The organism is Pseudidiomarina piscicola (assembly GCF_902806985.1).
Classification (GTDB): Bacteria; Pseudomonadota; Gammaproteobacteria; order Enterobacterales; family Alteromonadaceae; genus Pseudidiomarina; species Pseudidiomarina piscicola.
The window spans coordinates 96598-117127 of record NZ_CADCXY010000005.1 but is presented as its reverse complement, the minus strand read 5'-3'; the positions used below and the strand labels follow the sequence as shown (position 1 = coordinate 117127).

Genomic DNA, 20530 nt, shown 5'->3' with positions numbered 1-20530 from the left:
TTCACTTGGGTGAGTTGACGACGATGCGAACACTATCGAGTTGCAACATTGGCTTGCTCAGGGCAAGACTCAATTGCTGCTGGCGCTCAGTAAGGGCATCAACTTCGCTTTGCCGTACGGCAGGGTTGCGTTGTTGTAATTCAAGCAGTCGCTGTTGTGCACTTGCCATCTCTTGCTCGAGGCGCTGCTTAGCATCATCGATAAAGGTCTGTTGTTGCACTTCTGCAGCGCGCCAAGCACTTTGAATATGTTGTTGAATGGTTTGTCGCAACTCTTGCAACATGGCTCGCGCTTGTTTTTTATCGATAAACGAGAGTTGTTTATCAAAGGCGCCTGCCTGCACCCGTGCGGTTAAATCGCGGCCCTTGCTGTCGAGTAATAGACGAATACCTTGCTGCGGATAAAACTCGTGTGCGACCAATGCCGCCGGTGCAGTTAAACGGCTACTGTAACCTAGCTCGACGAACCAAGCCCCCGCTGGCAAAGCACGGTTTTGCATCAGTGCGACACAGGTACTGCCATAACTATCGGTGGTCAGCAGTTCAAGGGCGTGCTGAACTTGCGGATGATCCCAGCTCAGGAATTCCACTTGCTCATTGGCCAGCGCGTAGTCACGCGAAAAGGTTACGGTAAGGCCTTCATCGGGCAACCCTGGTAGCTGAGTGCGCATATGTTCGGTGGGGCGTAACCAACCGCTCTCGGCGTTAAGCTCATCATAGTCGAGCCCAAACCGCGCCCAAAAGTCTTGCATGAATGCGGCTAACTCGGCACTGCGCTCGTCTTTTTCAATAGCCTCTAAAATGGCATTTGCGCGCTGCGGGCGGTAGGCATTGAGTTCTTGTAAGCGATCACGCCCAGCACGGATTTGTTCGCGAAGCTGCTCGGCACGTTCTGCGGTCGTCTCAATCAGCTCAGCAAACCCGAACTCATCGTGAAACTGGCCAGTGAAATAGGGTTGTAGCTGCTCACTAAATTCGTCATAAAGGGTCGCGCCAACGGCATTCGGTGCGGCGAATGCTTGCATTGCTTGATACCATTCAAACAAATAGGCGTCACGGCTTTCCGGCATAAACGGAACGTGGATGTGCACGGTGTCCGTTTGTCCAAGCCGATCGAGGCGCCCAATTCGTTGCTCAAGAAGGTCCGGGTGTTCAGGTAAATCAAACAGCACCAAATGATGAGCGAACTGAAAGTTACGTCCTTCGCTGCCTATTTCAGAGCACAGCAGCACTGGGCAACCGTCTTCTGGACTAGCGAAAAACTCCGCCGCGCGGTCGCGCTCTAGAAGGCTCATACCCTCATGGAAGACCGCCGCATGAACGCCATGCTGGACTCTTAAAAAGTCATACAATTTCTGTACGGTGGCTGCCGAGCGGCAGATAAGAATAAACTTCTCGGGCTTATGTTGCCGCAGTAGGTCTTTTAGCCACGTTGCCTTCGCGGAAAAATCGTCGCCAGCGGCTTCATCTAGCTCTACTGGGTGGCATTGGCGCTCTGGAAAGCCACCGACATGAGCACGGCTATTACGGTACATCAAGCGTCCGGTACCATAGTGGTCGAGTAAGCGGTCGAGCAGCTTATCGGCACCAACGCGAGCCAACACCTCGGCGAGTGGCGTTAACTGGCGATAACTTTGTTGTTCTTCAACAAAGGCCTCAAAAGAATGGAAGCGATCGGGATCTAACAACTGCAGTCGAGCAAAGTGCCCGTCAAGACCTGCCTGTTGGGGTGTAGCGGTTAGCAGCAGCACACTAGGTATTGCTGCACATAGCTGTTGTAATTGAGCAAAGTGTGCGGTTTTTGGTGCAATTCGGTGCGCTTCATCAACAATTAAGAGGTCGAATGCAGCCTCACTCAGTTGGGTTTGCCAGCGCTCACTTTGGAGCAAGCTTTGGGGTACCACCACAAGTTGCTCGGCACTAAAAACATTGTCGAAGTCGATTGCGGTCTGCTCACAGCGCTCTTGATCGAACAGGCTAAAGGCCAGTGCAAAGCGTCGCTTGAGCTCAATCAACCACTGATGACAAAGACTATCGGGCACCACGATCGCCGCCCGTTGGCTGCGGCCACTCAGCAGCCGGCGCTGTAAAATAAGACCGGCTTCAATGGTTTTGCCAAGGCCCACTTCATCGGCCAGCAGTACGCGCGGTTGGTAACGGTCGGCTAGTGTATGGGCGATGTAGAGCTGGTGTGGCAACAACTGTGCTCGAGCCCCGAGCAACCCCGTCACCGAAGATTGTTGCCAACGCTGCAAATGACGCTGGGCTTGCTGGCGCAGGCGGTACATATCGAGCCGATCGGTTTTACCCGCTAAGACGCGCGTCAGTGGGTGCTGCGTGGCGACTTGGGCGGCTAATTGGGTTTCCGGTAATGAGACGGTTTCGTTAGTGTCTTCACGGTGACCGGTGTAATGCAATACGCCCGCTTTATCTTCAACCTCGGTGACCCGAAAAAACCAACCTTCAGCATGTTGTCCGCGATCATCAGGCAGTAAGCGATAGCGAGCTAAAGGAGCTTGTTGGCTGGCATAGTGACGAACTTCATCGGTAGCTGGGAACAACACCGTGAGGGTTCGCCCCTCGGCTTGTGTAAGTAACCCCAGCCCTTGCTCCAACTCCGTTTCACTCAGCCAACGCTGACCAGCCACATAGGTGTGCACGCTATCATTTGCCATTTCCAAAACCTCTACAACAGAGTACGCCCGCAGGCGTGAAATCAAAGGGCGCACATGGTAGCGAAATTTTTTTCAATGTTCACACCCTTTTGCGCAAAACTGCGCTAGTCTTAAAAGTGCATGGCAAGCCAAAACTATCATTAAGCTTCTTAGCTGCTTGAGGTCGCGCATGACAAAAACCACATCGAAGTACTACCTGTTAGACACCAATATCCTGCTTCACGAACCCCTTGCCTTTCTAAACTTTGAAGAACACAACGTCGTTATTCCTATGGTCGTGCTAGAAGAGCTCGACAATATCAAAGACCGCCATAAAGACGTAAGCCGCGAAGCGCGGGTGGCAATTCGCTCGTTAGAGGATGCCCTAAAAGATGCCAGCCCCGAGCAAATTGTGGCTGGCGTACCGTTAGCCCAAATGGAAGGCGCACATCATGCCGAAGGCACCCTCGCTATTTTCCCTGACTATCAGTTACAGCAAACTGAGTCTGTTTTAAATTTATCAGAAAATGACCACCGCATCATTCAGGCGGCCATTGAGCTGCAGAAGAAGCACCAAGATGCGATCATCGTGTTGGTGACCAAAGACATCAATATGCGGTTAAAAGCCAAAGGTGCGGGGGTGAAGTATGTGGAAGACTATCGCACTGACCAACTGATTGACGATATTCGTTTTCTTTCCAAGGGTTTTGTCGAGCTCGAGGGCGATTTTTGGCAGTCAGTGGGGGAAGTCACAAGTGTGCAAGAAGGCCGCGAAACTTTTCATGAAGTTGAACGTGAGGTGTTGCCTGCCGTTTATCGTAATCAGTACTTAATTGACGAAACAGAACTGTTTGCGGCCAAAGTTTCCGGTTATAACGACCAACATGTCCGCCTGCATGATCTAGGTTTTGAGCGGATGATGAGTTACCACGCCTGGGGAATTCACCCGAAAAACATCTACCAGGCCATGGCGATGAACGCATTGCTCGACCCAACCATTGATTTAGTGATTCTGACGGGCCCAGCTGGGAGCGGTAAAACGCTGCTGGCGCTGGCCTCAGCGTTAGAGCTAGTGATTGAGCAGGGCATCTATGAAAAAATTATAGTGACCCGCAACACTCCAGAAATCGCAGAGTCGATTGGCTACTTGCCGGGCACCGAAGAGGAAAAGATGGCGCCGTGGCTGGCCGCGATTACCGACTCGTTAGAGGTGCTACACAAAAACGATGAAAGTATGGAATCGAGCCTCAATTTCATTATGAATAAGGCTAATATTCAGTTTAAATCATTAAATTTCATGCGGGGCCGCAGTATTCAAAATGCCATCGTGTTGCTAGACGAGTCACAGAATTTAACCGCCTCACAACTGAAAACCTTGATCACCCGCTGTGGCACGGGTACCAAAATTATCTGCTCGGGAAATCTAGCGCAAATTGATAGCTACTATCTTACCGCAGTCACTTCTGGCCTCACCTATATCGTTGAACGCTTTAAAGACTACCCAGGTAGCGCAACCATCAACTTGAATGGTGTGGTGAGAAGTAACTTAGCTCAGTATGCGGAAGAGAACTTATAACCGAAGCAAAGGATTGCGTGGTACTGCCGTACTAACCTAATAGGCTCATATAGTCTTCAAGAATAAGCTGTGCGGCAGCGCTATCCACTTTATCTTTACTGAGCTGACGGTAACCACCCCGTTCGAATAACTCTTCTTTGGCGGCAACGGTGGTTAAACGCTCGTCTTGTAACTCAACGGGTAAACCAAACCTACCATGTAGCCGGTTGGCAAATTTACGCGCCAAATCGGTCAAACGTTGTTCGCTGCCGTCCATATTAAGTGGCAAGCCGACAACTAAGCATTGCGGTTGCCACTCTTTGATCAAGTTAGCCACTTTTTGCCAGTCGGGTTGGCCGTCTTTTGCTTTGAGCGCCGCTAAAGGCGACGCTGTTCCGGTAATGGTTTGACCAACAGCGACACCAATATTATGGGTGCCAAAATCAAAACCGATCAGTTGACTCATGCGTGGCCTGCTCCGGGACCAAGCTGCCATGCTTGAAACCCAAGCTTTTCGGTCGCTTTTTGCCAGCGCTCGTTGATGGGCGTATTGAATAAGATCTCAGGATCAGCGGGCAGCGTTAGCCAACTATTATCGGCCAGCTCCTGCTCGAGTTGACCCGCTTCCCACCCAGCGTAACCGAGTGTGAGCAAAAAGCTTGCTGGCGCATCACCGCGACCCATCGCCTCAAGGATATCTTTTGAGGTGGTAATCATTACGTCGTCACTTAATCGTGCCGAGCTGCGCCACTCGTCGTCGGGTGAGTGCAAAACAAAACCTCGGTCGCGAGCTAAAGGCCCGCCGGCAAACACTTGACGGTCGAACATGCGAGAATGCTCAGGCACTACAATTTCAAGTTGCTCGAGCACTTTTGCGACATTCAGCTCGACGGGTTGATTGATGACGAGCCCCATCGCCCCTTCATCGTTGTGTTCACAAATATAGGTGACGGACCGCTGAAAGAAGGGATCATCCATCGAGGGCATCGCAATCAAAAAGTGATTTTGTAAGTTCGTGAGTGCTTCCATAAGTTGTTAGGCCTTGCGGCGTGCCTCTATTGCGTCAAATAATTTACCGGCGATATTAATTGAATATGCGGCTTCAATTTCGCGCATACAAGTAGGGCTTGTGACATTTATTTCGGTGATGCGATCACCGATCACATCGAGCCCCACTAAAAATAAGCCGCGTCGTTTCAGCTCAGGGCCCACTTGCCGGGCTAATGCCCAGTCACTGTCACTCAGCGGTTGCGGGCGGCCACTGCCGCCGGCAGCTAAGTTGCCACGCGTTTCACCGGCTGATGGAATACGTGCCAGTGAATACGGCATCGGTTCGCCATCAATAATTAAAATACGCTTGTCACCGTCTTTGATTTCCGGCAGATAGCGTTGCACCATCGCAAAGCGACCGCCATGCTCGGTCAGTGTTTCGATGATCACGCCTAAGTTACTGCCGTCGTTACCCACGCGGAAAATGGAAGCGCCGCCCATTCCGTCCAGTGGCTTCAAGATAATATCTTTATGCTGCTCATGGAAGGCGCGGATCTGTTCCGCATTGCGTGTGACGATGGTCGGAGGCGTTAGGTCGGCAAACCAAGCGGTAAATAACTTCTCGTTACAGTCACGTAAGCTCTGGGGTTTATTCACCACTAACGAACCGGCTTGCTCGGCTAATTCGAGCATATAGGTTACGTAAAGAAATTCGGTATCAAATGGCGGATCTTTGCGCATCATAATCACATCAAAGTCGGCCAAAGGTTGCTCTTCGACGGTTGCTAATTGATAGAAGTCTTTCTCTTGATCAACGACTGAGACTTTTCGAGCGCGAGCCATGGGCTTACCGGCAATAAGTGACAGGTCGTCCATTTCAAGATAGTAACAATCGTAGCCGCGAGCTTGTGCTTCGAGTAGCAGTCGGAAGCTAGTGTCTTTGTAGGTTTTAACGTTGGCAATGGGATCCATAATCATTGCTAATTTCATGCGACTACTCCTGAATTAAAGGGCTGGCTAAATCGCCAAACTGGTATTGCACCGCACTAAGTGCACTTAATGCGGCGGTTTCGGTACGCAGAACTCGTGGACCAAGGCGTACGGGCTGAAAATCGGCGGCGGCTGCGGCCTGTACTTCGCTTTCGGTTAACCCGCCTTCGGGGCCGATCAATAGCTGAACGTGTTCGTTACTAAGTTTTTGCTCACGCAGCGCAACTTGCGCCAATGGGTCGAGTGTTAAGCGTAACGAGGGTGCTAGCTGTGGCAGCCAGTCGTGTAAGGCGATCGGCTGCGCAACGGTGGGAACCACACTACGGCCGCTTTGTTCGCAGGCGGCGATGACGATCTTCTGCCACTGCTGCTGTTTTTTTATGAGTCGCTCGCCGCTGAGCTTCACACCACAGCGCTCAGTAAACAACGGCGTAATACTATGAACCCCCAGCTCGACAGACTTTTGTAACACAAAGTCCATACGATCACCGCGCGAGATACCTTGGCCAAGGTGAATTTTTAAGGGAGATTCCGTTGTGTTGACGGCCACATCGGTGATTTGCACGCAAACATTTTTCTTCGACGCGCTAACGATCTCCGCTTGATAGTCGTGACCGTCTCCGGTGAATAGCACTAGCGCTTGGCCCTGCTGCATACGCAGAACTCGGCCGACATGATTGGCAGCTTCGGCGCACAACTCGACCTGTTGGCCTAAACTAAGTGACATTTGTACACTTTCGTCGAGGCTATTTTCCGCTAAAGGATGATAAATTCGCGGTACTCGCATAACATGACCCTAGTTTCATTTATGACATCATCTTACCAGAAGGAAACCTTTTATGGCGATACAGCAGCAACTGATTCAATGGGCAGGTGCAGCGACCTTGGTCGCAACGGCCACTGTTTCAGCCCCCTCGTGGGCAGACGATGCGCATAGTTATGCCAAGCTTGATCAAGTGGCAACACCGCATTTAGAGCTCGACCTGACCGTCGACTTTGCTGAAAAACAGCTTGAAGGGACCGCCACCTATGACTTGCTACGTCGCACTGACGCAGAGCAAATCCACTTAGATACCCGTGAATTAAGTATTCATAAAACCGAAATTTGGCAAGACGGTGAGTGGCAAGAAACCTCGTTTACCTTGGGTGAACCCCATGAAACCCTCGGCCAAGAACTTAGCGTTTCCATTGGCTCTAGCAGTGAAAAACTGCGCATTCACTATGCAACAGCACCTACCGCCAGCGGCCTCCAGTGGTTAACTCCGGAGCAGACCGCCGGCAAACAGCAGCCATTCATGTTTAGCCAGTCGCAACCGATTCATGCGCGCAGTTGGATTCCAATTCAAGACACGCCTGCCTTGCGCCTAACCTATAACGCCAAGTTGCAGACGCCGGAAGGCCTGCTCGGCGTAATGAGTGCCGATAATAGCCTAAGCGATAACCGTGATGGGCAGTACAGCTTTAGTATGCCGCAGCCGATTCCACCCTACCTGATTGCGATTGCGGTCGGCGATTTAGAGGTGCAATCGATAAGCGACAATGTGGCGGTATTTGCTGAGTCTTACATTGTCGAAGAGGCCGCTTGGGAATGGGCGGATACACCGGCCATGATCGAGGCAACCGAAGCCATGTACGGGCCCTATCGTTGGGACCGCTACGATTTGTTAGTGTTGCCGCCAAGCTTTCCATACGGGGGCATGGAAAATCCACGCTTGTCGTTTATTACGCCGACTGTCGTGTCGGGTGATCGCTCATTAATAAATTTAATTGCCCATGAGCTGGCGCATTCATGGTCAGGCAACCTTGTAACCAACGCTAGCTGGCGCGACTTATGGATCAACGAAGGCTTCACCAGCTACGTTGAAAATCGCATTATGGAGGCTCTGTTTGGCGAGCGACGGGCGCAAATGGAATTAGCGCTTGGCTATCAAGATCTCATGGCGGATATGGCGCGTCTCGCACCAGCTGATACGGTGCTTAACATTGATCTTGGTACCCGCCACCCGGACGATGTATTCTCAAATGTACCTTACGTCAAAGGTCAGTTGTTCTTGGTGTACTTAGAAAACCAGTTCGGCCGTGAAACCTTTGATAGCTTTTTGCGTGAGTACTTTGATGATTTTGCCTTCCAAAGTATTTCTACCGCGCAATTTAAAACCTACTTGCAACGTAACCTACTGGCCGAACATCCAAATGTTGTGAGCATGGATAAAGTGAACGAGTGGATTCATCAGCCAGGTCTACCGGCAGATGCGCCACGACCTGAATCTAACGCATTCACGGCAGTTGAAAAGCAAATGCAACGCTGGCTCAAAGGCGGCAAGCTGAAAACCGATGAATGGACCACGCACGAGTGGTTGCACTTCATCAATAACTTGCCACTGGATATTTCAAGTACCAACATGCAACGGCTCGATAGCGACTATAATTTAACCGCCAGCAGTAATGCTGAAATTGCCCATGCCTGGTTGAAGTTAGCGATTACTAAAAAATATGAACCAGCACGCGATCGTTTGCGTAGCTACTTGTTGACAATTGGTCGTAATAAGCTGGTGAGTCCGCTCTATCGAGAGCTGGCGAAAACACCTGACAATTTAAAGTGGGCTCGCGAAGTCTATGAACAGGCGAAGTCTGGGTATCACCCGTTAACGCAAACCGTTAACGAAGCTTTGCTTTACCCTGAAAGTTAAGAGAAGGAGTTTACTATGCCACTAGCTATTGGTTATGCAGCCCATGCTGCAGATAAAGCGCTAGAATATTTCGAATTTGATCGTCGCGAACCGACAGACTTCGACGTTGAAATTGATATTGCCTACTGTGGCGTTTGCCACTCGGATTTGCATCAAGCCCGCAATGAATGGGGCGGCACCGTTTTTCCATGTGTTCCTGGTCACGAAATCGTGGGCCGGGTAACACGCGTCGGTGCTAAGGTGTCGAAATACCAAGTAGGTGATGCTGTAGGTGTGGGCTGTATGGTCGACTCGTGCGGTCACTGTCACAGCTGTGGCGAAGGCCATGAACAATACTGTGAGAATGGCTTTGTCGGTACCTACAATGGTGAAGACAAACATTCTGGTGGGGTAACCTTCGGTGGCTACTCGAACCGTATTACCGTCACCGAAGACTTCGTACTTCGCGTGGCCGACGATGCCGATTTGGCGGGCGTCGCACCGTTGCTTTGCGCGGGCATTACCACCTACTCACCGCTACGCCACTGGGGAATCTCCAAGGGCCACAAAGTGGGTGTCGTAGGTTTAGGCGGTTTAGGCCATATGGCGGTTAAAATCGCCAAGGCTATGGGCGCCGAGGTAGTCCTTTTCACCACTTCGCCGAGCAAAGTAGACGACGGTAAACGCTTAGGTGCGGACCATGTTGTGATTTCCAAAGATGAAGACGCCATGAAAGCGTGGACGAATTCGCTTGATTTCATTCTTAATACTGTTGCCGCACCCCATGACCTAGATGCGTATCTAGCGTTACTCCGCTTAAATGGCACCATGTGTTTGGTTGGGGTTCCAGCCGAGTCACATCCATCACCTGCGGTGTTCAATTTGGTGGCAAAACGCCGCAGCCTTGCCGGTTCGTTGATTGGCGGTATCGCCGAAACCCAAGAGATGTTGGACTTCTGCGCCGAGCATAATATCACCTCAGATATTGAGCTTATTGCCATGGACGACATTAACGAAGCTTATGAGCGGATGCTAAAAAGCGACGTGAAGTATCGTTTTGTGATTGATATGGCTACTTTGAAACAGCGATAAAGACTTTTAGACGTCTAAATGTAGAAAGTTGGGCGCGGTTTGGTTAAACTACGTCCAACTTTAAAAAGTCTGGAAAAAAGTAGAGATAGACACACTATGGCGAAGCACCTTTTTACTTCTGAATCTGTTTCAGAAGGACATCCTGATAAAATTGCAGATCAAATTTCAGACGCCGTTCTTGATGCTATTTTGCAACAAGACCCACGTGCGCGGGTGGCGTGTGAAACCTACGTTAAAACAGGCATGGTACTGGTCGGCGGTGAAGTATCGACTCAAGCGTGGGTGGATATCGAAGAACTGACCCGTAACACGGTGCGCGAAATAGGCTACGTACACTCAGATATGGGCTTCGATGCTGACTCATGTGCGGTTTTGAATGCGATTGGTAAGCAGTCGCCCGATATCAATCAAGGGGTCGATAGAGCATCACTTGAAGAGCAGGGCGCAGGCGACCAAGGATTGATGTTCGGCTATGCTTCAAATGAAACCGATGTGTTAATGCCGGCACCTATTACCTATGCGCACCGGTTAGTTCAGCGCCAAGCTGAAGTGCGTAAAAATGGGACGTTGCCCTGGTTACGACCGGATGCAAAAAGCCAACTGACGTTCGTGTATGAAGACGGTAAACCCGTCGCCATTGATACCGTGGTGCTATCAACACAACATGCGGAAGGTATTAGCCAAGCTGACCTTCGTGAAGCAGTGATTGAAACCATCATCAAACCGGTATTGCCAGAAGCATGGTTCCCGGCCGATCAAGAACGCATTTTCATCAATCCGACGGGCAAATTCGTGATTGGTGGACCTATGGGTGATTGTGGCCTCACCGGACGTAAAATCATTGTCGACACTTATGGTGGCATGGCGCGTCATGGCGGTGGTGCTTTCTCTGGTAAAGATCCGTCGAAAGTTGACCGTAGTGCAGCTTATGCTGCGCGCTATGTTGCGAAAAACCTTGTGGCAGCAGGGCTTGCTGAGCGTTGTGAAATTCAAATTTCTTACGCAATTGGCGTTGCTGAGCCAACCTCCATTAGCATTGAGACTTTTGGTACCAGCAAGTACAGCCACGAACGCTTGATCGCTCTGGTACGCAAGCACTTTGATTTACGTCCCTATGGTTTGATTCAGATGCTAGATTTAGAACGGCCGATGTATCTGGCTACAGCAGCCTATGGTCACTTTGGTCGTGAAGAGTTTCCGTGGGAGAAAACAGATCGAGCCGAAGCCCTTCGCGCTGATATCTGATTTGCTTACAAGCCCCGAATTGTGGAGAATACGCGCACCTAGTGAGCATTTTCTCAACGCAGCAATTCGGGGTTCATTGTTATGACGACAGCAGTTTCTGAGCGTAAGCATCTCGCCAACGCTATTCGTGCTTTAAGCATGGATGCGGTTCAACAAGCAAAGTCAGGCCATCCAGGCGCACCTATGGGCATGGCTGATATCGCCGAAGTACTTTGGCGCGACTACCTCAAGCATAACCCTGAAAACCCAAACTGGGCGGACCGTGATCGCTTTGTGCTATCGAATGGTCATGGCTCAATGTTGATTTATTCTTTGCTGCACCTAACTGGCTACGATCTCGGTATCGACGACTTAAAAAACTTCCGTCAACTGCACTCAAAAACCCCTGGGCATCCTGAATATGGTTATGCGCCAGGTGTTGAAACCACCACAGGACCACTGGGCCAAGGCGTTTCAAACGCTGTCGGTATGGCGCTCGCGGAAAAAGTATTAGCTGCACAGTTCAACCAAAGTGGTCACGATATTGTTGATCATTACACCTACACGTTTTTAGGTGACGGCTGCTTGATGGAAGGCATTTCGCACGAAGTATGCTCACTGGCGGGTACCCTTGGGCTTGGCAAGTTGATTGCATTTTATGACGACAACGGTATCTCTATTGATGGCGACGTAGACGGCTGGTTCACTGACGATACCGCCAAACGCTTTGAAGCCTATGGTTGGCAGGTGATTGAAAATGTCGACGGCCATGACGCTACAGCGATTAAGCAAGCCATCGATGCGGCACGCGCAGAAACCGCACGACCGACCTTAATTATTTGTAAAACAATTATTGGGTTCGGTGCGCCCAACAAGCAAGGCTCAGAAAGCTGCCATGGCGCGCCTTTAGGTGAAGAAGAAATCGCCGCCGCGCGTCAACAGTTAGGCTGGCCACACGCTGCTTTTGAAATACCAGCTGACGTGTACCAAGCATGGTCAGCAAAAGAAAGTGGCGCAACGCATGAGCAAAATTGGAACCAGCGGTTTGCCGCCTACGCGAAGGACTTCCCGGAGCTGGCACAAGAGCTGAAACGCCGTTTGAGTGGTCAGTTGCCAGATGACTTTGCTGAACATGCGCAAGCGTACATCGAAAAGCTGCAGGCAGAGCCAGCAGACATTGCCAGTCGTAAAGCTTCACAAAATGCCCTTAATGCCTATGGACCTAAGTTGCCTGAATTACTTGGTGGCTCGGCGGACCTAGCAGGTTCAAACCTAACCTTATGGGATGGCGCCAAAGGTGTAACGGCCAACGATGCCGCTGGCAATTATGTCTATTACGGTGTGCGCGAGTTTGGTATGTCGGCCATTATGAACGGTATCGCCTTGCACGGTGGCCTGGTTCCTTATGGTGCAACCTTCTTGATGTTTATGGAGTATGCACGCAACGCGGTGCGTATGGCTGCGTTGATGAAGCAGCGGAGTGTATTTGTTTATACCCACGACTCCATTGGCTTAGGCGAAGACGGCCCTACCCACCAGCCGGTTGAACAACTGGCGAGCTTGCGTACCACACCAAACATGAGCACTTGGCGCCCGTGTGACCAGGTTGAGTCGGCCGTGGCATGGAAGTCAGCGCTAGAGCGCCACGATGGCCCTACGGCATTGATCTTTAGTCGCCAAGGCTTACCGCAGCAGCCACGTAATGCCGAGCAGCTTGCCAATGTTGCGCGTGGTGGGTATGTGTTGGTCGATAGTGAACAGCAACCTGAAGTTATCTTTATCGCCACTGGCTCTGAAGTGGCGTTAAGTGTTGCTGCTGCCAAAACCTTACAGGCCAAAGGTCACCAAGTTCGCGTAGTTTCTATGCCAGCGACGGATGTGTTCGACGCACAGTCTGCTGATTATCGTGAACAGGTGCTACCGCGTGCCGTCACGAAGCGTATCGCGGTTGAAGCCGGCATCGCCGACTACTGGTATAAGTATGTAGGGCTGGAAGGCAAAATCATCGGTATGATGAGTTTCGGCGAGTCGGCCCCAGCCGGAGACTTATTTGAATACTTTGGCTTTACCGAGCAAAACTTAGTGGCAACAGCAGAGGAGTTGCTAGGGTAATGGCGCAACGACGGGCGCGGTTAGGACTCAATGGTTTTGGCCGCATAGGGCGTAGCGTGTTACGTGCGCTCTATGAAGGCAACTTTCGTGATACCGTTGAAATTGTCGCGATTAATGAGCTGGCGCCGGTTTCGGCAATGGCTCATTTGCTCAAATACGATACCAGTCATGGGCGCTTTGCGCAGGCAGTGACCACACCGGATGAGCATCAATTGCGCGTCGGTGATGATCTTATTCAAGTGTCAGCGGAATCAGAAATTAGTAATCTTGACTGGCAAGCACTTGATCTGGACTTGGTTCTCGATTGTACGGGCGTGCATGGAACGCGTGAAGACGGTGCCCATTACCATGAGATAGGTATTGAGCAGGTACTGTTTTCCCATCCGGGAGCCCCTGATGTCGACTTTACCGCTATCTACGGCGTGAATACCGATGAGTTGTCGAGCGCTCACCGTATTGTCTCGAATGGCTCATGTACCACCAACTGTTGTGTGCCGGTGTTACAAGTTTTGGATCAAGCATTTGGCGTGGAAAGTGGTGCAATTACGACCATTCACGCGGCAATGAACGATCAGCAAGTGATTGATGCTTACCATCAAGATCCACGTTTGGCCCGTGCTGCAGGTCGTTCAATCATTCCAGTTGATACCAAGCTAGCGCGTGGTATCGAGCGTATTATGCCGCATTTCGCAGGCAAATTTGAGGCCATTCAAGTGCGGGTGCCCACCACCAATGTCACCGCCATGGACCTCAGCGTAACTGTCCGCGCCGAGGTTTCAATCGACAAGGTAAACCAAGTATTAGCGCAGGCGGCGCGAGGTAGCATGGCAAGTATTTTGGGCTATACGGATGAAGCCCTCGTTTCGATAGACTTCAACCATGACCCGCGCTCAAGCGTTGTTGATGGCACCCAAACCCGAGTTGCCGATAAGCACTTGATTAAAGTGCTTTGCTGGTGTGACAACGAGTGGGGTTTTGCGAACCGGATGCTAGATACTGCGCAAGTAATGCTGCAAACCAAAGCGCCGAATTTATAACTTTAAAGGAAAGAGGAAACAACAATGTCCGCCGTCATCACTATGAATGATTTAGACTTAGCGGGACTGCGAGTATTGATCCGCGAAGACCTCAACGTACCCATTAAAAATGGTAAAGTGAGCTCTGACGCGCGTATTAAGGCTGCGTTACCGACCTTGAAACAGGCCTTAGCCGAAGGCGCTAAAGTGATGGTCATGTCACATTTAGGGCGTCCACAAGAAGGCGTTTATGATGCTGAGTTGTCATTGCAGCCAGTGGTTGACTATCTGAATGACGCATTAGACGCTCCCGTTCGGTTAGCGCAAGATTATCTTGAGGGTATCGACATTGCCGAGGGTGAATTGGTGGTGTTTGAAAACGTGCGTTTCAATCAAGGTGAGAAAAGCAACGATGAAGCACTGGCGAAAAAGTTAGCAGCTCTGTGTGATGTCTTTGTCATGGATGCGTTTGGTACTGCACACCGTGCGCAAGCGTCAACTCATGGCGTTGCAAAGTTCGCTGATGTTGCCTGTGCCGGACCGTTGTTGGCCGCTGAGCTTGACGCCTTAGGTAAAGCACTGGCGAGCCCAGCGCGTCCATTAGTCGCAATTGTTGGTGGCTCTAAAGTATCGACCAAACTCACCGTATTAGAGTCGCTTTCGGGTGTGGTCGACCAATTAATTGTGGGTGGCGGTATTGCCAATACGTTCATTGCGGCTGCCGGGCACGACGTCGGTAAGTCGTTGTATGAAGCTGACCTGACCACCGAAGCGCAACGACTGATCGCAGCAGCTCAGGCGAAAGGCGGAGACATTCCGTTACCCAGCGATGTGGTGACCGGTAAGGAATTTAGTGCAGAGGCTGAGGCAACAACCAAGCCAGTGGACTCCATCGCCAGCGATGACATGGTGTTTGATATCGGTCCTGAAACCGCGACCGCATTTGCAAAAGTACTGGAAAATGCCGGTACCATCGTTTGGAATGGACCGGTCGGTGTGTTTGAATTTGATCAGTTTGGTGCTGGAACAGAAGCTTTAGCGCAGGCCATAGCAAACAGTTCGGCATTTTCTATCGCCGGTGGTGGTGACACCCTGGCTGCAATTGATAAGTACGGTATTGCTGATAAAATCAGTTATATCTCAACTGGCGGCGGAGCCTTCTTAGAATTCTTAGAAGGTAAAAAGCTTCCCGCAGTCGCGATTCTGGAAGAACGCGCAGAACATGGCTAAGCCTAGCCACTCAGAACAGGAAATCAGGAGATAAAATATGGCTTTAATTTCATTACGTCAGTTGCTCGATCACGCTGCCGAAAACGGGTACGGCGTGCCAGCATTTAACGTCAACAACCTCGAACAAATGCGCGCTATCATGGAAGCAGCCGATGCGACCGATAGCCCAGTTATTGTGCAAGCGTCCGCTGGCGCTCGCTCGTACGCAGGTGCCCCTTTTCTGCGTCACCTTATTTTAGCGGCGATCGAAGAGTGGCCTCATATTCCAGTAGTAATGCACCAAGATCATGGTACCTCGCCAGCAGTGTGCCAACGTTCAATCCAACTGGGTTTCAGCTCAGTGATGATGGACGGCTCGTTGCGCGAAGACGGTAAAACGCCGGCTGATTACGACTACAACGTAAAAGTAACCCAAACTGCGGTAGCCATGGCGCACGCGTGCGGTGTTTCCGTTGAGGGTGAACTGGGTGTGCTAGGTTCACTTGAAACCGGTGAAGCGGGTGAAGAAGATGGTGTCGGTGCCGAAGGTAAACTGAGCCATGACCAGTTGCTTACCGACCCAGAAGAAGCGGCCGACTTCGTTAAGCAAACCAATGTCGATGCTTTAGCAATTGCGTGCGGAACCTCTCACGGTGCCTATAAATTTAGCCGTCCACCAACGGGTGATATTTTAGCGATCGATCGTATCAAAGAGATCCACAAGCGTATTCCTACTACGCACTTGGTTATGCACGGCTCGTCGTCAGTACCGCAAGAATGGTTAGAAGTGATCAATAAGTTCGGTGGCGAAATCCCAGAAACCTATGGGGTGCCGGTAGAGCAAATTGCGGAAGGTATCAAACATGGTGTGCGTAAAGTAAACATCGATACTGACTTGCGTTTAGCCTCGACAGGCGCAGTACGCCGTCATCTGGCTGAAAATACCAGCAACTTCGATCCACGCAAATTCTTGAAAGCATCAACCGATGCGATGCACGATATTTGTAAAGCGCGTTTCGAAGCCTTTGGTTGTGCTGGACAAGCCCATAAGATCAAGCCAGTGTCACTTGAAGAAATGTTTAAACGCTACGAAGCGGGAAAATTAGACGCTAAAGTGAACTAATTGGGGTTCTTTTTCGCCATAAACCCACGTTATACTAGTGGTAACGTGGGACTACGGACGAAGAATAGAGGTATTTAGTGGTGTATAAAAAGACATTAACGGCATTGGCTGTGCTCGGTTTTTTAGCAGCCGGCTCCGCAGTACATGCGCAAGCGTCAATCTTCATGTACGACGATGCGAGTGACCTGAACACTGACGAGAAAAAAGACTGGGATGCCTCAGCCGAGCTTGGCTTGTTGTTCACCTCAGGTAACACTAAAACCGAAACCTTTAAAACCAAGTTAGCGGCGGCTCGTGACTACGAAAATTGGCGTCACAAAGGTATTATCGATTACTACCGCTCTAAACAGGAAGACCAAAGTACCGGTGAGACTTATGTCACCGGCGACAAGCTATTCTTGTCTGGTCAGTCGAACTACAAGTTTGAGCCTGATAGTCGTTCTTCGGTCTTTGTGTTTGGTTCTTATGAAGAAGACAAGTTCAGTGGTTACGAATACCAAGGTACTGTCGCTGTAGGTTATGGTGCTCGCTATCGTTACAGTGAAGCGCTGTATGCAGACTATGAGATTGGTCCAGGTTTCTCGGTGAATAAGCCTATCGTTAATGGCGTAGTGCAAGAGCAAGAAACCAGTGCCATCCTTCGTTTAGCAGGTAACTTGGTGTGGGATATTACCAAGAGCTCTAAATTCAATGCGCTAGCATCGACCGAGATTGGTGAAGAGAACACCAAATCACGTGCAGAGCTATCGATTTCAGCGAACGTAAATAGCTCGTTGGCGTTGAAATTCTCCGTCGCAGCGAATCACAACTCATACTTAGAAGATAGTTCGAAAGAAAAACTCGACACCGAAACTGCAGTGACCTTGGTCTACAGTTTCTAAAGTATCGAGTCATTCAAAAGAGTATTGAGTGATTTAAAATTGAGCTACTAATCTGAGCGGGTTGTCGACTGAGTTTCGGCAACCCGCTTTTTTAAATGCACGGGTTTATTACGCTTGCGGACTTTAATGTTTAGCAATTCAACGATCAACGAGAAGGCCATGGCAAAATACACGTAGCCTTTTGGTACATGGAAGCCCAATCCCTCGCCCATCAGTGTAAAGCCGATTAAAATAAGAAAGCTGAGCGCCAGCATTTTTATCGTTGGGTGACTGTCAACGAACTCACCAATGGCTTTGGCCGCCAACATCATCACTAATACTGCGGCGATAACGGCAATAATCATCACTGCCACGTAGTCGACAAGACCGACAGCAGTAATCACCGAATCTAACGAGAAAACGATATCAATAATCGCAATCTGCGTAATAATTGCGCCAAAGGTTGCTGCTTTGCCACTGGTTTTCTGCTCTTCAACGCCCTCGAGGCTATGATGAATTTCTAATGTACTCTTGCCGAGCAAAAACAGCCCGCCAAAGAAAAGAATAAGGTCACGCCCTGAAAAGCTAAACTCAAAGACTGAAAATAAGGGGTCGGTTAATCCCATCACCCAAACAATACTGAGTAGTAGTGCAATGCGCATTCCCATCGCCAGTAACAATCCCACCTGACGCGCTTTTTGACGCTGTTGCTCGGGAAGTCGGCCCACTAAAATCGAAATAAATATAATATTATCAACGCCTAACACGATCTCTAACGCGGTTAATGTGGCCAAGGCGACCCAAGCTTCGGGTAAAAAGATCCATTCAAACATATAGGTTTCTCTTACAATCTGTGATGATTGAATTACAATAAACACCATGTTGTGCAAAAACAACATGGAATAAGTTTTGCGTGTCTTCAACGATTTAGCTAGTATGCGCGCAACCCCAAAAAAAGGGGCTAAAACTGACTTTAATAGCAGCAACAAAGGCGAACTTTTATGTCTGCAAATTCGTTTCTTGGCGTCTTCGCGAAGTCTCCAATTAAACCAATGATTGAACACATTGGTTTGGTACATGACTGTGCGATGACTTTAAAACCCTTCTTCCAAGCTGTTTACGCAGATAACTGGGATGATGCTGAAGAACATCGCAAGGCCATTGTAAAGAAAGAAAAGGCTGCCGATGATATGAAGCGCCAAATTCGTCTCAACCTTCCTGGCGGACTCTTCATGCCGGTCGAGCGAACCGATTTACTTGAGCTTGTTTCACAGCAGGACCGGATCGCCAATAAAGCGAAAGACATCTCCGGCCTGATTACCGGGCGCGAATTACAAATTCCGAAAACCATGGTCGATGGCTTTGATGCCTACCTACAACGCTGCCTCGATGCGACCGACAAAGCAAAGCAAACCATCGGTGAGTTCGATGACTTGCTTGAGGTTGGCTTTAAAGGGCGTGAACGACGCATTGTTGATAGTTTGATCTCAGAACTCGACAGCATCGAGCAAGATACCGATGCGCTGCAAGTAAAGCTACGTCGCCAGTTACGGACCCTCGAGCAAGATATGAATCCGTTGGATGCGATGTTTCTTTATAAAATTCTGGATTGGGTCGGTGATCTCGCGGACCTCGCTGAGCGTGTGGGTGCTCGTTTCGAACTCATGCTGGCACGGGTCTAAAGCGGAGACGAACAATGGATATTATTTCTACTTATAACCTTACGCTGATTTTACTAGCATCAGCATTTGCTTTTTTTATGGCGTGGGGTATCGGTGCAAATGACGTCGCAAACGCTATGGGAACCTCGGTTGGTTCAAAAGCGTTAACTATCAAACAAGCTATTATTGTTGCCATGATCTTCGAATTCGCCGGCGCCTATTTGGCCGGTGGCGAAGTCACTTCAACCATTCGTAAAGGAATCATCGACTCAGCTTATTTTGTTGATGCGCCTGAGCTATTGGTCTTTGGCATGATTGCGGCCCTATTAGCCGCTGGCTTTTGGCTGCTAATCGCCTCTTATTTGGGCTGGCCGGTATCAACCACGCATTCAATTATTGGTGCCATCGTTGGTTTTGCCGCAGTAGGGGTGAGCCCCGACGCTGTCGAGTGGTCCAAAGTATTGGGTATCGTCGGCAGTTGGGTGGTGACACCGATGATAGCGGGCCTACTCGCCTACTTTATTTTTATAAGTGCTCAAAAACTGATTTTTGATCGGGAAAACCCGTTAGATATGGCCAAGCGCTATGTGCCTTTTTATATGGGTCTGACAGGTTTTGTAATTGCCCTAGTGACGATCAAAAAAGGCTTAAAGCACGTCGGTATTAATTTTTCATTTTTTGAAGGCTTAGCACTTGCATTCGGTGTTGGCATTGTCGTGTTCTTGCTGGGTAAAGTGATGATCAGCCGGTTGAAGCTTGATCCGTCAGCAGATAAAGATATGCATTATACCAACGTCGAGAAAGTGTTTGCGGTATTGATGGTTGTGACCGCTTGTGCGATGGCCTTTGCCCATGGCTCAAACGATGTGGCTAACGCGATAGGTCCGCTCGCTGCGGTCGTTAGCATAGTGCAAAGTGGCGGTGAGATCTCGAGCAAGGCGCAACTTGCTTGGTGGGTTCTGCCGGTAGGGGCTATCGGTATCGTACTCGGCCTGGCGATGCTAGGTAAGCGCGTTATCGCAACGATTGGCAAGGGTATTACCCACCTTACCCCAAGCCGGGGTTTTGCGGCCGAGCTTGCGGCGGCTTCCACCGTTGTCATTGCCTCAGGCACAGGGCTACCTATCTCAACTACGCAAACCTTGGTCGGTGCTGTGCTGGGTGTCGGTATGGCACGTGGTATTGCAGCGCTGAATCTTGGCGTGGTGCGTAATATTGTGGTGTCTTGGGTCGTCACCTTGCCCGCGGGTGCAATCATGTCGATTATTTTCTTCTATATTATTAAAGCGTCGTTTGGCGTGTAGGCGTCACTTGAGGCTAGTTAAAAAGGCGACTTCGGTCGCCTTTTTTTGTGCCCAACTAATTTTTTTCGAAAA

General features: G+C 50.0%; 17 protein-coding genes. 11 read left to right on the top strand and 6 right to left on the bottom strand.

What is annotated here, in order from left to right:
• Nucleotide 1: 1 nt before the first annotated feature.
• On the bottom strand, nucleotides 2-2674 hold the full coding sequence (locus PSI9734_RS10035; protein WP_173921009.1) for an SNF2-related protein: 2673 nt from the start codon (nucleotides 2672-2674) through the stop codon (nucleotides 2-4).
• A 169-nt stretch (nucleotides 2675-2843) separates the two neighbouring features.
• Here PSI9734_RS10035 and PSI9734_RS10030 point away from each other — a divergent pair, with 169 nt between their 5' ends.
• Nucleotides 2844-4229 (top strand): PhoH family protein, encoded by a 1386-nt coding sequence (locus PSI9734_RS10030; protein WP_173921008.1) that lies wholly within the window; start codon nucleotides 2844-2846, stop codon nucleotides 4227-4229.
• 31 nt (nucleotides 4230-4260) lie between these two features.
• On the opposite strand, the gene ruvX is transcribed toward PSI9734_RS10030, so the two are convergent.
• Genes ruvX through PSI9734_RS10010 form a run of 4 tightly spaced genes read right to left on the bottom strand, consistent with a single transcriptional unit; the run spans nucleotide 4261 to nucleotide 6975 of the window.
• The gene (ruvX, locus tag PSI9734_RS10025) at nucleotides 4261-4674 is read right to left on the bottom strand and encodes a Holliday junction resolvase RuvX (protein WP_173921007.1); all 414 of its coding nucleotides are present in this window, start codon (nucleotides 4672-4674) and stop codon (nucleotides 4261-4263) included.
• The gene (locus tag PSI9734_RS10020; protein ID WP_173921006.1) at nucleotides 4671-5237 is read right to left on the bottom strand and encodes a YqgE/AlgH family protein; all 567 of its coding nucleotides are present in this window, start codon (nucleotides 5235-5237) and stop codon (nucleotides 4671-4673) included. The genes ruvX and PSI9734_RS10020 overlap by 4 nt, the downstream gene beginning before the upstream one ends.
• Before the next feature lie 6 nt (nucleotides 5238-5243).
• Nucleotides 5244-6188 (bottom strand): glutathione synthase, encoded by a 945-nt coding sequence (gene gshB, locus PSI9734_RS10015; protein ID WP_173921005.1) that lies wholly within the window; start codon nucleotides 6186-6188, stop codon nucleotides 5244-5246.
• A gap of 4 nt (nucleotides 6189-6192) precedes the next feature.
• Nucleotides 6193-6975: a 16S rRNA (uracil(1498)-N(3))-methyltransferase gene (locus tag PSI9734_RS10010; RefSeq protein ID WP_173921004.1), complete on the bottom strand. Its 783-nt coding sequence runs from the start codon at nucleotides 6973-6975 to the stop codon at nucleotides 6193-6195.
• A gap of 52 nt (nucleotides 6976-7027) precedes the next feature.
• Between PSI9734_RS10010 and PSI9734_RS10005 the strand changes: the two genes are divergently transcribed.
• The 8 genes from PSI9734_RS10005 (at nucleotide 7028) to PSI9734_RS09970 (ending at nucleotide 17514) form a co-directional block, all read left to right on the top strand.
• The gene (locus PSI9734_RS10005; RefSeq protein WP_173921003.1) at nucleotides 7028-8878 is read left to right on the top strand and encodes a M1 family metallopeptidase; all 1851 of its coding nucleotides are present in this window, start codon (nucleotides 7028-7030) and stop codon (nucleotides 8876-8878) included.
• Nucleotides 8879-8893: 15 nt separating this feature from the next.
• Nucleotides 8894-9949 carry an NAD(P)-dependent alcohol dehydrogenase gene (locus tag PSI9734_RS10000; protein WP_173921002.1) on the top strand — a complete coding sequence of 352 codons (1056 nt, stop codon included), beginning with the start codon at nucleotides 8894-8896 and terminating at the stop codon, nucleotides 9947-9949.
• A gap of 96 nt (nucleotides 9950-10045) precedes the next feature.
• A complete protein-coding gene (gene metK / locus PSI9734_RS09995) occupies nucleotides 10046-11194 on the top strand; it encodes a methionine adenosyltransferase (RefSeq protein ID WP_173921001.1) in 1149 nt (382 codons plus the stop codon).
• Nucleotides 11195-11275: 81 nt separating this feature from the next.
• Nucleotides 11276-13285 (top strand): transketolase, encoded by a 2010-nt coding sequence (gene tkt, locus PSI9734_RS09990; protein ID WP_173921000.1) that lies wholly within the window; start codon nucleotides 11276-11278, stop codon nucleotides 13283-13285.
• The gene (gene epd, locus PSI9734_RS09985) at nucleotides 13285-14322 is read left to right on the top strand and encodes an erythrose-4-phosphate dehydrogenase (RefSeq protein WP_173920999.1); all 1038 of its coding nucleotides are present in this window, start codon (nucleotides 13285-13287) and stop codon (nucleotides 14320-14322) included. Before tkt ends, epd begins: the two co-directional genes overlap by 1 nt.
• Before the next feature lie 24 nt (nucleotides 14323-14346).
• The gene (locus PSI9734_RS09980) at nucleotides 14347-15531 is read left to right on the top strand and encodes a phosphoglycerate kinase (protein WP_173920998.1); all 1185 of its coding nucleotides are present in this window, start codon (nucleotides 14347-14349) and stop codon (nucleotides 15529-15531) included.
• A gap of 37 nt (nucleotides 15532-15568) precedes the next feature.
• Nucleotides 15569-16633, top strand: coding sequence for a class II fructose-bisphosphate aldolase (fba, locus tag PSI9734_RS09975; RefSeq protein ID WP_173920997.1), 1065 nt, complete (start codon nucleotides 15569-15571; stop codon nucleotides 16631-16633).
• An 80-nt stretch (nucleotides 16634-16713) separates the two neighbouring features.
• Nucleotides 16714-17514: a DUF481 domain-containing protein gene (locus PSI9734_RS09970; protein ID WP_246194900.1), complete on the top strand. Its 801-nt coding sequence runs from the start codon at nucleotides 16714-16716 to the stop codon at nucleotides 17512-17514.
• A gap of 47 nt (nucleotides 17515-17561) precedes the next feature.
• Here PSI9734_RS09970 and PSI9734_RS09965 read toward each other — a convergent pair whose 3' ends face one another.
• Nucleotides 17562-18326, bottom strand: a complete 765-nt coding sequence (locus PSI9734_RS09965; RefSeq protein ID WP_173920996.1) for a TerC family protein — start codon at nucleotides 18324-18326, stop codon at nucleotides 17562-17564.
• Between the two features lie 168 nt (nucleotides 18327-18494).
• Here PSI9734_RS09965 and PSI9734_RS09960 point away from each other — a divergent pair, with 168 nt between their 5' ends.
• Entirely contained in the window at nucleotides 18495-19175 is a 681-nt protein-coding gene (locus PSI9734_RS09960) for a TIGR00153 family protein (RefSeq protein WP_173920995.1), read from the top strand.
• A 14-nt stretch (nucleotides 19176-19189) separates the two neighbouring features.
• Nucleotides 19190-20458, top strand: coding sequence for an inorganic phosphate transporter (locus tag PSI9734_RS09955; protein WP_173920994.1), 1269 nt, complete (start codon nucleotides 19190-19192; stop codon nucleotides 20456-20458).
• Nucleotides 20459-20530 lie beyond the last annotated feature (72 nt).

Excerpts from the sequence above, each read along its gene's own strand:
- metK (WP_173921001.1), top strand. The coding sequence starts at position 10,046 with ATGGCGAAGCACCTTTTTACTTCTGAATCTGTTTCAGAAGGACATCCT.
- epd (WP_173920999.1), top strand. The coding sequence starts at position 13,285 with ATGGCGCAACGACGGGCGCGGTTAGGACTCAATGGTTTTGGCCGCATA.
- PSI9734_RS10035 (WP_173921009.1), bottom strand. The coding sequence starts at position 2,674 with ATGGCAAATGATAGCGTGCACACCTATGTGGCTGGTCAGCGTTGGCTG.
- PSI9734_RS09960 (WP_173920995.1), top strand. The coding sequence starts at position 18,495 with ATGTCTGCAAATTCGTTTCTTGGCGTCTTCGCGAAGTCTCCAATTAAA.
- tkt (WP_173921000.1), top strand. The coding sequence starts at position 11,276 with ATGACGACAGCAGTTTCTGAGCGTAAGCATCTCGCCAACGCTATTCGT.
- PSI9734_RS10020 (WP_173921006.1), bottom strand. The coding sequence starts at position 5,237 with ATGGAAGCACTCACGAACTTACAAAATCACTTTTTGATTGCGATGCCC.
- gshB (WP_173921005.1), bottom strand. The coding sequence starts at position 6,188 with ATGAAATTAGCAATGATTATGGATCCCATTGCCAACGTTAAAACCTAC.
- PSI9734_RS09955 (WP_173920994.1), top strand. The coding sequence starts at position 19,190 with ATGGATATTATTTCTACTTATAACCTTACGCTGATTTTACTAGCATCA.
- PSI9734_RS09965 (WP_173920996.1), bottom strand. The coding sequence starts at position 18,326 with ATGTTTGAATGGATCTTTTTACCCGAAGCTTGGGTCGCCTTGGCCACA.
- fba (WP_173920997.1), top strand. The coding sequence starts at position 15,569 with ATGGCTTTAATTTCATTACGTCAGTTGCTCGATCACGCTGCCGAAAAC.
- PSI9734_RS09980 (WP_173920998.1), top strand. The coding sequence starts at position 14,347 with ATGTCCGCCGTCATCACTATGAATGATTTAGACTTAGCGGGACTGCGA.
- ruvX (WP_173921007.1), bottom strand. The coding sequence starts at position 4,674 with ATGAGTCAACTGATCGGTTTTGATTTTGGCACCCATAATATTGGTGTC.
- PSI9734_RS10000 (WP_173921002.1), top strand. The coding sequence starts at position 8,894 with ATGCCACTAGCTATTGGTTATGCAGCCCATGCTGCAGATAAAGCGCTA.
- PSI9734_RS10010 (WP_173921004.1), bottom strand. The coding sequence starts at position 6,975 with ATGCGAGTACCGCGAATTTATCATCCTTTAGCGGAAAATAGCCTCGAC.
- PSI9734_RS10005 (WP_173921003.1), top strand. The coding sequence starts at position 7,028 with ATGGCGATACAGCAGCAACTGATTCAATGGGCAGGTGCAGCGACCTTG.
- PSI9734_RS10030 (WP_173921008.1), top strand. The coding sequence starts at position 2,844 with ATGACAAAAACCACATCGAAGTACTACCTGTTAGACACCAATATCCTG.